The organism is Actinosynnema pretiosum (genome assembly GCF_002354875.1).
Lineage (GTDB): Bacteria > Actinomycetota > Actinomycetes > Mycobacteriales > Pseudonocardiaceae > Actinosynnema > Actinosynnema auranticum.
This window is the reverse complement of record NZ_CP023445.1, coordinates 5,122,625-5,136,183: the sequence shown is the minus strand read 5'-3', so window position 1 is coordinate 5,136,183 and position 13,559 is coordinate 5,122,625. Positions and strand designations below refer to the sequence as shown.

Annotated in this window: 4 protein-coding genes; 2 read left to right on the top strand and 2 right to left on the bottom strand. The window is 77.7% G+C overall.

Translation table 11 applies throughout. The features are described from left to right. Positions 1-40 precede the first annotated feature (40 nt). Entirely contained in the window at positions 41-10,138 is a 10,098-nt protein-coding gene (locus CNX65_RS21810; RefSeq protein ID WP_096495431.1) for a type I polyketide synthase, read from the top strand. Positions 10,139-10,165: 27 nt separating this feature from the next. Further along, positions 10,166-10,543: a VOC family protein gene (locus CNX65_RS21805; protein ID WP_096495430.1), complete on the top strand. Its 378-nt coding sequence runs from the start codon at positions 10,166-10,168 to the stop codon at positions 10,541-10,543. A 4-nt stretch (positions 10,544-10,547) separates the two neighbouring features. Here CNX65_RS21805 and CNX65_RS21800 read toward each other — a convergent pair whose 3' ends face one another. Together CNX65_RS21800 and CNX65_RS21795 are read right to left on the bottom strand one after the other, a co-directional pair. After that, positions 10,548-11,975 carry a class I adenylate-forming enzyme family protein gene (locus tag CNX65_RS21800; RefSeq protein WP_096495429.1) on the bottom strand — a complete coding sequence of 476 codons (1,428 nt, stop codon included), beginning with the start codon at positions 11,973-11,975 and terminating at the stop codon, positions 10,548-10,550. Beyond that, positions 11,968-13,518 (bottom strand): NAD(P)-binding domain-containing protein, encoded by a 1,551-nt coding sequence (locus CNX65_RS21795; RefSeq protein WP_096495428.1) that lies wholly within the window; start codon positions 13,516-13,518, stop codon positions 11,968-11,970. Before CNX65_RS21795 ends, CNX65_RS21800 begins: the two co-directional genes overlap by 8 nt. Positions 13,519-13,559: the final 41 nt, after the last annotated feature.

The window sequence follows — 13,559 nt, the reverse complement described above, 5'->3', positions numbered from 1 at the left end:
ACCACCACCGTCCGCTGATCAGCTGAAAGGGCCAACCCGCATGGGCAACGAGGACCGGCTGCGCGCCTACCTCAGGCGCGTCACCTCCGACGCCCGCGAGCTGCGCGCCCGCCTGGACCGGGCGGAGGGGCGCGACCGCGAACCCGTCGCGGTCGTCGGCTTCGGCCACCGCCTCCCCAGCGACCCGCAGTCCGAAGTGGACTTCTTCGACGCCGACTTGTTCGACGCCGACTTCTTCGACGTCCCGGCGCACCGGGTGGACCCGGCGCGACGCCTGCTGCTGGAGACCTCCTGGGAGGCCTTCGAGCACGCCGGGATCAGGCCGGGCTCGCTCGCGGGCGGTGACACCGGCGTGTTCGTCGGCGCGAGCACGGGGGCTTCGTCCCCGGACCCCACCGCCCTGTCCGGCCTGGTCGCCCGCGTGCTCGGCCTCGGCGGTCCCGCGCTGACCGTGGACACCGGGTGCTCCGCGCCGCTGGTGGCCCTGCACCTCGCGGTGCGGGCGCTGCGGCGCGGCGAGTGCCCGCTCGCGCTGGTGGGCGGCGCGGAGGGTGTGCTGCTCCTGGAACGGCTCTCCGACGCCCGGCGGCACGGCCACCCGGTGCGCGGTGTCGTGCGGGGCAGCGCGGTCAACTCGGACGGCGGGTCCGGCGGGACCGCGCGGCAGCACGTCGTCCGCGCCGCGCTGCACGACGCCGGGCTGTCCGCCGACCAGGTCCGGACCGCTCCGGGCGGCGCCGGGGTGATCGAGGCGCTGCTGGCGGTGCGGAGCGGGGAGCTGCCGCGCCGGGTCGGGGTGTCCGCGTTCGGCGGCGGCAACGCCCACGTGGTCCTCGAAGCGCCCGAGCCCACGCCCGAGCCGGTGGTGACCGAGGTCGGTCCCGTGGCCTGGCCGCTCTCGGCCAGGACCGCCGAAGCGCTGCGCCAGGCGACCGGGCGACTGCGCGCCCACCTCGCCGACACCTCCCACAGCCCCGCCGAGGTCGCCGCCGCCCTCGCGCGCCGGACCGCGTTCGCGCACCGGGCCGTGGTGGTGGGCCGGGACAACGCCGAACTCCTGCGCGCCCTGGCTGGTGTCGACGCGGCTGGCGGTGACGCGGACAGCAGCGCCCCGGACAACGGCGGCCCGGACAGCAGCGCCACGAACAGCAGCGCCACGAACAGCGGTGACGCGCCTGGTGGTGACGTGATCCGGGGTGTCGCGGTTCCCGGCCGCCGGGCGGTGTTCGTGCTCCCCGGTCACGGCTGCGAGTGGCCGGGCATGGCCCAAGAGCTCCTGGACACCGCGCCCGCCTTCGCCACCGCCGCCGCCGAGTGCGCCGCCGCGCTCGAACCGCACGTGGACTTCCCCGTGCTCGACGTGCTGCGCGGCGCGGACGGCGCGCCACCCCCGGACCGGGTCGACGTGGCGCGCCCCGCGCTGTTCACCGTCCTGGTGTCGCTGGCCGCGCTGTGGCGCGCGCACGGCGTCGAACCGGCCGCGGTGCTCGGCCACGCCGAGGGCGCGATCGCGGCGGCCCACGTCGCCGGGGCGCTGACCCTGGCCGACGCGGCGGCGCTCGTCGCCGACCTGAGCCGGGTCCGCAGCGAACCCGTCGACGTCCACCCCGCGCCCACCACCACCCCGTTCCGCCCGACCGCCACCGCCGACGCGTTCGAGGACGCCGTCCGCGACCTGCCCGACCACGCGGCGCTGATCGAGATCAGCCCGCACCCGGTCCTGACCACCACGATGGCCGAGCTCGCCGGGGACCGCTCCGCCGTCCTGGGAACCCTGCGCCGCGACGACGGCGGGACGCGCCGGTTCCTGCGCTCGCTGGCGCGGGCGCACGTGTCCGGCGTCGAGGTGACCTGGCCCGCGCTCACCGGGACGCGGCACGTCGACCTGCCCACCTACCCGTTCCAGCGCGCGCACCACCCCTTCGCCGCCGACGACCCCGAGCCGGGACCGGCCACCCCCGCCGACGAGCCGATCGCCGTCGTCGGCATGGCCTGCCGCCTCCCCGGCGACGTCGCCTCCCCCGACGACCTGTGGCGACTCCTCACCCAGGGGCGCGACGCCACCGCGCCCGTGCCCGCCGACCGCGCCGCAGCCCTGCCCGCCGGGGCCACCGCGGGTCTGCTGTCCGATGTGGACGGTTTCGACGGCGCCTTCTTCGGCTTCACCACGGAGGAATCCGCCCGCCTGGACCCCAGGGGCAGGCTCCTGCTGGAGACCTCCTGGGAGGTCCTGGAGAACGCAGGCGTCACCCCGGACGCCTTGCGCGGCAGCCGCACCGGCGTGTTCCTCGGCGCGGGCGGCGACCGCGCGGGCGCCCTGCCCGGCCGGATCTCCCACGCCTACGGGCTCGAAGGCCCCGCGCTCGCCGTCGACACCCCCTGCTCCGCGTCGCTCACCGCGCTGCACCTGGCCTGCCAGTCGCTGCGGCAGGACGAGTGCGCGCTCGCGTTCGCGGGCGGCGCCACCGTCCTCACCGGCGCGGAGCCCCGCACCGACCCGCGGCGGGGCGACCACCCCGCCGAGGGCGTCGCGCTGGTGCTGCTGGAACGGCTGTCGGACGCGCGGCGCAACGGGCACGAGGTGCTGGCCGTGGTGCTGGGCAGCGCGGTCAACGCGGACGGCGCCTCCCGGCGCGGCGCCCTGGAGCCCGCGCTCGGACGCGCCGGGCTGACCCTCGCCGACGTCGACGTCGTGGAGGGGCGCGGCGGCGAGGCCGAGCTGATCGCGGCCTGCGCCCCGGACCGGGAGCGCCCGCTGCTCGTCGGCTCGCTCACCGCCAACCTCGGCCACGCCGGGGCCGCCGCCGGGATCGCCGGGCTGCTGAAGGTGGTCCTGGCGATGCGGCACGGCGCCGTGCCCGCGACCCCGCGCGCCACCCCCGGCGCCGGGCCCGTGCGCCCGGCCGCCGACGCGGTCCCGTGGCCGGACCGCGCCGACCGGCCGCGCCGGGCCGCCGTGTCCGCCCACGGGCCGGACGGGGCCGACGCGCACCTCGTCGTCGAGCACGTCCCGCCCGCCGTGCTGCTGCCCGCCCAGCGCGCCGGGAAGCCGCGCGCCCACCCGTGGGTGCTCTCCGCGCACGACGACGAAGCCCTCGCCGCACAGGCACGCCGGTTGCGCGAGCACCTGGCGGCGCACCCAGGGCTCGGGGTGGCCGACCTCGGCTGGTCGCTGGCGACCCGCAGGACCGGGCTGGCGCGGCGGGCCGTGGTGATCGCGCGGGAGCGCGCCGAGTTCACCCGCGCGCTCGACGCGCTCGCCGGTGGCGGGCGGCCCGCGAACGCCGTGCGCGGCGGCGAGCCGACCAGCGGGCGCGTGGTGTTCGTGTTCCCCGGCCTGGACGGGACCTGGACCGGGATGGCGCGCGGGCTGCTGCGGGACTTCCCGGTGTTCGCCGCCAGGATCGACGACTGCGAGTGGGCGCTGGCCCCGCACGTCGACTGGTCGCTGACCTCCGTGCTGCTCGGCGACGCGTCCGCGCCGCCGCCGGAGCGGGTCGACGTCGGGCTGCCGGTGCTGTTCGCGGTGCTGGTGTCGCTGGCCGAGCTGTGGCGCGCGCACGGCGTCGAACCCCTCGCGGTGGTGGGGCACTCGTTCGGCGAGATCGCGGCGGCCTGCGTCGCGGGAGCGCTCTCGCTGGAGGACGCGGCGGCGGTCAGCGCGCTGCTGGGCCGGGCGCTGCTGCCGCTCGCGGGCGCCGGGGCCATGGCGTCGATCGCGCTGCCGCCCGCCGAGCTGCTCGGGCACGACGGGATCGTGGTCACCGCCGTGGACGGGCCGCGCTCCACCACCGTCGCCGGGGACGCCGACGCCGTCGACCGGTTGTGCGCGGAGCTGACCGCCGAGGGCGTGCGCACCCGCCGCCTGCCCGTCGACCACGCGGTGCACTGCGCGCGCGTCACCCCCGTGCGGGACGAGCTGGAACGGCTCCTGGGCGGCCTCGCGCCCCGCGAACCGGCCATCCCGCTGTACTGCGCGACCGAGGCCCGCCGGATCGGCGCGGAACCCCTGGACGCCGCGCACTGGTACCGGAACCTGAGCTCGCCGGTGCGGTTCGCCGACGCCACGCGGGCGCTGCTCGCCGACGGGTTCGACGCGTTCGTCGAGATCAGCCCGCACCCGGTGCTGGTGCGGCCGGTGCGGGAGAGCGCCGAGGAGGTCGGGGCGCGCGCCGCCGCGGTCGGCTCGCTGCGCCGGGACGAGGACGGGGCCGAGCGGTTCCTGCGCTCTGTCGCGCGGGCCTGGGTGAGCGGCGTCGCGGTCGACTGGACGCGGGCCCTCCCGGACGGCCGCGCGGTTCCGCTGCCCACGTACGCGTTCCAGCACCGCGGGCCCGCCGCGTCTGACGCGCCCGCGAACCACGCCGAGCCCTTGTCCGCCCGCGTTTCGCCGGGTGGCTCCGAGCCCCTGCCCGCCTGCGCTCCGTTGGACCGCGCCTCGTCGGACGAGCCCGCGTCCGCGAACCACGCCGAGTCCCTGTCCGCCCGCGTTTCGCCGACCGCCGCCGCGCCCTCGCCCGCCTGCGCCCAGCCGGATGACCCCGCGCCCCCGTCGCCCTTCGCCCCGCCGCACCGCGTCGAGTGGGTTCCGGTCGGGAGCGGTGGCGCGGCCCGGTTGGCGGGGGAGTGGCTGGTGGTGCGCCCGCCGGGGCCGGGGTTCGACGAGTGGGTGCGGCAGGTCCGGGCCGTGGCGGACGGGGTGCGCGCCCTGGTCGTCGGGCCCGGCGGGGTGCGGCGGGAGGCGCTGGCCGCGCGGGTCGGCGGCGAGTGGGCCGGTGTGGTGTCGCTGCTCGCGCTGGACGACCAGCCGCACGGCGAGTCCGGGGCGAGCCGGGCGGTCCTGGCCACCGCCGCGCTCGTCCAGGCGCTCGGCGACGCGGGCGTCACGGCCCCGCTGTGGTGCGTCACCTCCGGCGCGGTCGCGGCGGGCGGGACCGCCCCCGCCCCCGCGCGGGCGGCCGTGTGGGGCCTGGGCGGGGTGGTCGCGCTGGAGCACCCGGAGCGCTGGGGCGGGCTGGTCGACCTGCCCGACCCCGCCGCCGCCCGGCTGCTCGGCGCGGCGGTGGCCTGCGGGGCGGACCGGGTCGCGGTGCGCGGCTCGGAACTGCTGGCGCGCCGGGCGGTCCCGGCGGGCAGCGGCCCGGCGCGGGAGTGGGGGACCGCGCTGGTCGTCGGGGACACCGAGGCGCGGGGCGCGCGGATCGCCCGCCTGCTCGCCGGGACCAGCGCCGCGCACGTGATCCTGGTGGACGCGGCGGCCTACCGCGACGGCGTGGCCGCGCTCCTGGAGCGCCTCCGCGCGGGCGGTCGACGCCCCGGCGTCGTCGTGCACGTCGTGGGCGAGGAGCCCACGACCCCGCTCGCCGAGGCCACCGCCGAGGACCTCGCCCACGCCTGGGCGGTGGCGGTGCGCGGCGCGGAGGTCCTGGACGGGCTGCTCCACGGCGAACCGGTCGACGCGTTCGCCCTGCTCCCGTCCACGACCACGACGACCTGCTGGGAACCGTGGCCCTGCGGCCCCGCGCCGGAACCGCCCGCCCCGGAAACCCCCGCCGCGCACCCGGTTGCCACCCGCACCCCCGCCGCGCAACCGACTGCCGCGCAACCACCCGCCCCGCCCGCCGAGCCGGACACCGCGACGCCCCAACGGGTCCAGCCCGCCGTCTCGGCGTCCGAGTTCGCCGCCGACCTCGCCGCCCTGCCCGCCGCCGACCAGCGCGGCGCGCTCGTGGAGCTGGTGCGGTCCGTCGCGGCCCAGGTGCTCGGCCACGACGGGCCCGCGCAGATCACGCCCACCCGCCCGTTCCGCGACCTCGGCGTGGACTCGCCGCGCGCCGTGGAGCTGCGCGACCGGCTCAGCGCCGCCACCGGGCTGCGCCTGGCCACCACCCTGGTGTTCGACCACCCGACCCCGGCCTCCCTCGCCGGGCACCTGCGCCGCTCCCTGTTCGGCGCGCCCCAGCCCGAAGCGGCCCTCCCGGTGAAGTCCGCCACCCGCGTGCCCTTCAGGCCCAGGCCCGCGACCCCCACGCCGAGCCACCCCCGGCCCGGCGACCCCCGGCCCGGCGACCCCAGGCCCACCACCCCGCCCGTCGTCGACCGCAGGCCACCGGCCAAGCCCGTCCCGGTCGCCGACGACCCCCTGGTCATCGTGTCGATGGCCTGCCGCTTCCCCGGCGGCGTCACCACCCCCGAGCAGCTGTGGGACCTCCTCGTCTCCGGCGACGACGCCATCGGGCCGCTCCCGCGCGACCGGGGCTGGGACCTGGCCGGACAGCCGGAGACCGCCCGCGCGGGCGGGTTCCTGCCCGACGTCGGCCGGTTCGACCGGGAGCTGTTCGGCCTCGGCGAGCGCGAGGCCCACGCCGCCGACCCGAGGCACCGGCTGCTCCTGGAAACCACCTGGGAGGCGTTCGAGCGCGCCGGGCTGGACCCCACCGCGCCGCGCGCCACCACCGCCGTGTTCGTCGGCGCGACCGGCGGGAGCGGCCCGCAGACCCCGCCCGCCCCGGACGCCGACGACCCGGAAGCCGACGACCCGGATTCCGAAGCCCCGTTCGGCGGCGCGCTCTCCGGCCGCCTCGCCCGCGCCTTCGGCCTCACCGGACCGGCGATCACCGTCGACACCGCCTGCTCGTCGGCCCTCGTCGCGCTGCACCTGGCGGGCGAGGCGCTGCGGCGCGGCGAGTGCTCGCTCGCGCTCGTCGGCGCCGCCGCCGTCCAGGCCGCACCGCCGCCCGCGGGCGCGCGCGGCCTCGCCCCGGACGGGCGGTGCAAGCCCTTCGCCGACGACGCGGACGGCGTCGTGCGGTCCGAGGGCGTCGGCGTGCTGCTGCTGGAGCGGCTGTCGGACGCCGAGCGCGAGGGCCACCCGGTGCTGGCGGTGCTGCGCGGCGCGGCCGTGAACTCGGACGGCGCGTCCGGCAGCGCGGTCGCGCAGCGCGAGGTGATCCGCGCGGCGCTGGCCGACGCCGGACTGCGACCCGGCGACGTCGACGCCGTCGAGGCGCACGGGACCGGCGCGCCGCGCGCGGACGAGGTCGAGCTGCGGGCGCTGCAGGAGGCGTACCGGGAGCGCGAGCGCCCGCTGTGGGTCGGCTCGCTCAAGTCCGCCCTCGGGCACGCCCAGGCCGCCGCCGGCATCGCCGGGGTGATCAAGACCGTGCTGGCGCTGCGCTCGGGACGGCTGCCCCGCACCCTGCTCGCCGGTCGGCCGACCACGCGGGTGGACTGGGAGGCCGGCCAAATCCGGCTGCTCGACCAGGACCAGCCGTGGCCGACCTCCAGGGGCCAGGGCACGGCGAGGCCGCGCCGGGCCGGGGTGTCCGCGTTCGGGGCGGACGGCGCCAACGCGCACGTCGTGCTGGAGCAGGCGCCCCGGAAGAGCACCCCCGCGCGGCCCGAGCGGACCGCGCGCGCACTGCCCTGGCTGCTGTCCGCCGCGAACCAGGAGGCCCTGCGGGAGCAGGCCGCCCGGCTGCTGGACCGCGCGCAGTCCGAAGTGGACGTCCTCGACGTCGGGTTCTCGCTGGCGCGCTCCCGCGCCGGGCTCGCCCACCGGGCCGCCGTGCTCGGCGACGACCTCGACGGGTTCCGGCGCGGGCTCACCGCCCTCGCGCACGGCGAACCGGCGGCGGAGCTGCGTCGCGACACCGCGCTCGACGGCGGCGTGGCGTTCCTGTTCCCCGGCCAGGGCGCGGAACGCCCCGGTGTGGCGCGCGAGCTGTGCGCCGCGTTCCCGGTGTTCGCCGCCGCCGTGGACGAGGTCGTCGGCGCGGTCGACGCCGACCTCGCGGACGGGCTGCGCGCGGTGCTCACCGGCGACGCGGAGGACCTCGCGGCCAGCACGGTGTTCGCGCAGACCGCCCTGTTCGCGGTCGGGGTCGGGCTCTTCCGGCTCCTCGCGTCCTGGGGCGTGGTCCCGGACTTCGTGTTCGGCCACTCGGTCGGCGAGATCGCGGCGGCGCACGCGTCCGGCGCGCTGGCGCTCGCCGACGCGGCCCGGCTGGTGTCCGCGCGGGGCAGGCTCATGCAGGAGCGGATGCCCGAGGGGGCGATGGTCGCGCTGCGCCTGACCCCGCGGGACGTGCTACCGCTGCTGGGCGAGCGCCTCGGGCTGGCCGCCGTGAACGGGCCGGAGTCCGTGGTGGTGGCGGGCGCGCTGGACGACGTCGCCGAGCTGGTCGAGCGGTGCGCGGCGCTGGGCGTGCGGCACCGCAGGCTGGCCACCGGGTGGGCGTTCCACTCGGCCGACGTGGACCCGGTGCTGGACGACCTCGCCAGGGTCGCGGCGGGGCTCTCCACCGCGGAGCCGGGGATCGCGCTGGTGTCCGGGGTGAGCGGCGGGCCGGTCGGGGCGGCGGAGCTCGCCTCGCCCGCGCACTGGCGTCGGCAGGCCAGGGACACCGTGCGGTTCCACGACGCGGTCCGCTGGCTGGACGGGCGCGGGGTGCGCACGTACCTGGAGCTGGGGGTCGGGAGCGTGCTGTCGGCGCTGGGCGCGGAGTGCGTGCCCGAGCCGGGGCGGGCCGCGTTCGTGCCGCTCGCCAGGAGCGGGCGGGACGTGGAGCGCGCGGTCACCGGCGCGCTCGCCCGCGCCCACAACCGGGGCGTGGCGGTGGACTGGGCCGCGGTGTTCGACGGCAGCGGAGCGCGGCGCGTGGACCTGCCCACCTACCCGTTCCAGCGGGTGCCCTGCCGCGCCGGGGAGCCGGGCGGGGAGCTGCGCCGCCCCGAGTGGGTTCCCGCGCCGGACGGCGGCGAGCCGGGGACGTGGGCGTTCGTCGGGCTGGACTGGGACCTGCCCGGCGAGCGGTACCCGGACCTGGCCGCGCTGGAGCGGGACCCGGCCTGCGCGCCCGACCACGTCGCGGTGCGCGTCTCCGCCGCCAGGCAGGGTGATCCGGTGCAGGGGGCGCGCCTGGTCGCGCACGAGGTGCTGGCGCTGCTGCGGTGGTGGCTGGACGAGCCGAGGTGGGCCGGGGCGCGACTGGTGGTGGTCACCGAGAACGCCACCACCACCGGGCTCGTGGACGCCCCGGTGTGGGGCGCGGTCCGGTCGGCGCGGGTCGAGCACCCGGAGCGGGTCGCGCTCGTGGACGTGGACGGGTCCGCCGTGCCCGAGCGGCTGGTGCGGGTGATCGCCTCGGGGGAGCGGGAGGCCGCGGTCCGGGGCGGCGCGGTTCTCCGTCCGCAGTGGACCGAGGTCGCGGTCGGGTCGTCCGCCGTCGACCTCTCCGGCGGCACGGTGCTGGTCACCGGCGGCACCGGCGCGCTCGGCTCGGCCCTCGCGCGGTTCCTGGTGACCCGGCGCGGCGTGCGGTCGCTGCTGCTGGCCTCGCGGCGCGGCCCGGACGCGCCGGGAGCGGCGGAACTGGTGGCGGAGCTGGAGGTCGCGGGCGCCCGCGTGCGGGTCCTGCCCTGCGACGTGGGCGAGCGCGCCCAGGTGGAGGCGCTGCTGGAGCACGTGCCGGACGCCTTCCCGCTGCGTGGGGTCGTGCACGCGGCGGGCGCCACCGCCGAGGACGCGCTCGCCGGGACCCGCCCGGACGCGCTGGACGAGGTGTTCCGCGCCGCGGTGTCGGGCGCCTGGTGGCTGCACCGGGCCACCGCCGGGCACGACCTCGCGCTGTTCGCGCTGTGCTCGTCGGCGACCGGGTCGCTGGGCGGCGCCGGGCAGGCGGTGCGCGCGGCGGCCGACGCGTTCCTCGACGGCCTGGCCAGGACCCGCCGCGCCCAGGGCCTCCCGGCCCGCTCGCTGGCCTGGGGACCGTGGGAGGGCGGGCGCCTGCCGCACGTGGAACGCCTGGACGGCGACGACGTGGCCCCGCTGACCGAGGAGCAGGGCGTGCGGCTGTTCGACGCCGCGCACGCCGTGGACGAGCCGGTGCTGCTGGCCGTCCGCACCACGCCCCGCCCCCGGCCGCCGCGCGTCACCGACCTGCTGGGCCGGATCGCCGCCCTGGAGGCGGAACTGGCCGGGCTGGCCCCGGACAGCGCGCCCCGCGCCGCCGCCACCACCCGGATCAGGGAGCTGCTCGCCGCCCTGTCCGGAACCACTGCCCAGCCCGGAACCACTGCCCAGCCCGGAACCACTGCCCAGCCCGGAACCGCCGTCCCGCAGCTCACGCGCGACTAGAGTCCCGGTGGGAGAAGGGGGAACGGCATGACGCCGCGCTTGCAGTGCCTGGTCATCGACTGCCCGGACGCCCAGGCGCTCGCGCGCTTCTACGCGGCCGTCCTCGACGGCGAGGTCGACCGGCCCGATCCGCGCTGGAGCCTGGATGACGACTGGGCCACCGCGCACCTGCCGTCCGGGGACGTGCTGTGCTTCCAGCGCGTCCCCGACCACCGGCCGCCGACCTGGCCCGACGGCGCCCACCCGCAGCAGGCGCACCTCGACCTCGCCGTCACCGACCTGGACGCCGAGGAGGCCGAGGTGCTCCGCCACGGCGCGGTCCTGCTCGACCGGGGTGAACCGGAGCGGGGCTGGCGCGTCTACGCTGATCCCGCCGGGCACCCGTTCTGCCTCGTGCGGGAGTGACCCGTCACGGCGGCGACAACAACCGCTTGTCCGGCTTCCCGCTCGGGGCCAGCGGCGGCTCCCGGATCAGCGTCACCCGCGTCGGCGCGCACGCGGGCCCGAGCCTGCCGATCACCAGCTCCCGCAGCTGCGCCGGATCGGGCTCGTGCTCCCCGGACGGCACCACGAACGCGTGCACCGCCTCCCCGGTCTCCTCGTCCGGCACGGCCACCACGTACGCCTCGGCGACGTCCGGGTGCTCGGCGATCACCCGCTCGATCGGGCCCACGTGGTGCAGGTTCGCGTTCACGATCACCACGTCGCGGCTGCGCCCGGTCAGCCACAGCACGCCGTCCTGGTCCAGGTGCCCGAGGTCGCGGGTGCGCACCCACCCGTCCACGAACACCTCCGCCGACTCCGACGCGTCACCCCAGTAACCGCCCGCCTGCGCGGGGGAGCGCACGAACAGCTCACCGCTCGCCCCGCGCGGCACGACCCGGCCGCGCTCGTCCCGGACCTCCAGCGGCACCAGCGGCCTGCCCACCGACCCCGGCGGGTCGTCCGGGGTCGCCATGGCGATCGTGCTGGTCTCGGTCTGCCCGTAACCGTGGAACACCACCGGTCCCAGCACCTCCAGCGCCTCCCGGTGCCGGGACGCGCTCAGCGGCGACCCGGACACCAGCAGCGCCCGCAACGCCGACAGGTCGGCGGGCGAGGCGCGGTGCGCGGCGACGAGCTTCGCCAGGCGCGGCACGGTGATCACGCTCGCGCTCGCCCGGTGCCGGGTGATCGCGCCGGGCAGCGACGGGTCCTCCGCGACCACCACGACCCCGCCCGCCGTGATCGACAGGACCGCGTACTCGAACATCACCTGGCTGGCCAGCGTCCCGAACACCAGGTACCGCTCCAGCCGGGCCGCCAGCTCCGCGATCGCGGGCGGCCACCGCGACGGGACCGCCGTCCACGCCGCCGCCATCGCCCGGTACGACTGCGCCACCGCCTTCGGCGCCCCGGTGCTACCGCTGGTGTGGATCAACCTGGCCACGTCGTCCGCCCGCCCGCCCAGCCGCGGCGGCCCCGCCTCCGGCTCCGCCGCGCACAGCTCCGCGAGCTGAACCCCTCGGCGCGCGGGCGAGTCCACCACCACGGCCGCGACGTCCAGGTCCAGCAGCCGCCGCACGTGCGCCTCCGGCAGGCCCGGCCGCACCCCGACCACCCGCGCGCCCACCACGTGCGCGGCCAGGATCGCGGCGAACGCCTCGGGGGTCACGCCCAGCAGCAGCGCCACCCCGTCGCCGGGCCCGATCCCGCGCCGCCGCAACCCGGCCGCCACCCGCGCGACGAGGTCCAGCAGCTCCGCCGCGCCCACCGAGCGCGAGCCGTGCTCCAGCACGACCCGGTCGCCCGCCCGCCCCAGCACGTCCAGCACCGCGCCGGGGAACGGCTCACCCATCGGCCAGGCACTCCTTCACGAACACCGCCAGCGGCTGCTGGTGCACCTGCGGCAGGTTCCACTGGTTCTCCAGGTTCTCCGCCAGGTGGTGCACCCCGGCGGGCTCGCCGTCCCGGTAGTGCCGCACCACCGGGTGCAGGTAGCTGGCGTCCTGCGCGTGCTCCACGTCGTTCTCCAGCACGCGCGGCACGGTGATGTCGAACGGGTCCACGGTGTCGTGGTTCGGCCCGTACTCCAGGGTGATCACGAACCGGTGCGGCGCGGGCCCGAGGCCGCCGTCGGCGACGTGCGCGGTCGGCACCTCCTCCTCGTACCGGGCCTGGTCGCCGGACACCGTCACCACGTCGCCCAGCACCCCGAACTGCTGCCACAGCGCGGAGGAGCGGTTCACCCGCGCCACCAGCGCGTCGCTGATCGCCTCCGGCGTCGCCGCCAGCTCCGCCGACGGCCACGGCCGGTCGTGGTGCCGCGCGGTCAGGATCCGGTGCAGCGCCCGCGCCCCGTACCGGAACCCGTGGATGAACCCGCTGGTGGACCGCTTGAAGTCGCGCTGCTGCGTGAGCGTCCCGGCGAAGTGCAGGCCGGGCACGTTCACCGACTCGTAGGCCGAGGTCTGCTCCGGGAACCGGTCGTCGATCACCAGCGCGGGGCGGCAGGACTCGTCGAACACCGAGGCGTCGAACCGGAAGCCGGCGCACGAGACGATCCGGTCGTACTCCAGCTCCCGCAGCTTCTCCTCGGTGCGCGCGTACCGGAACAGCACCCGGAACCCGCCGCCCGGCCGGGGCTCGATCAGCTCGATCGTGCCGTCCAGCACCGCGTTCTCCGACTTGAGCTGGTAGGTGTCCAGGAAGTTGTTGTTCACCGCCCGCAGGTGCCCGACGAAGTGCGTCTGCCACGCCAGCTTCACCGAGTGCGGTCCGGCGACGTGGATCACCGCCGCGTGCTCGATCAGCGAGTCGGCCGTCTCGAACGCCGAGTTGCCCTTGCCGATGATCAGCACCCGCTGGTCGGTGAACGACTCCGGTGACGGGTCGAAGGTGTCGTAGCGCTCGGCGTGCTCGATGCCGGGGATCTTCGGCACGTTCGGCTTCGACACCCCGGTCGCCACCACCACGCGCGCCGCCCGCCACTCCTTCCCCGCGCCGTCGACCGCGGTGAAACCGGTGTCGTCGCGGGAGATCCGCACGACCTCCACCCCGTAGTGCGCCCGAACCCCCGTGGCGGCGGCGAAGTCGGCCAGGTAGCGCACCATGTCGTCGGCGTGCGGGAAGTACTTCCCGGTGTACCGGCCGAACAGCAGCTCCGGGTCGTCGGACAGCAGCGAGTTCCAGTCCATCCGCAGCCGCTGCTCCGGGTCCCGGTACCCGCTGCGCACCTTGTTGATGGAGATCAGGGTGCGGTGCCTGGGGTAGCGGGAGAAGAACGCCCCCGGCGCGTCGCCGCGCTCCAGCACCGCGTAGTCGCGGCCGTCCCGCTCCAGCAGTGCCGCCAGCTGCAGGCCCGCCGGGCCCGCGCCGATGATCAGGTACTCGTGCGCCATGCGTCCGGAAGCTAGCCCGGCGATCTCAGAGAACTCTGAGA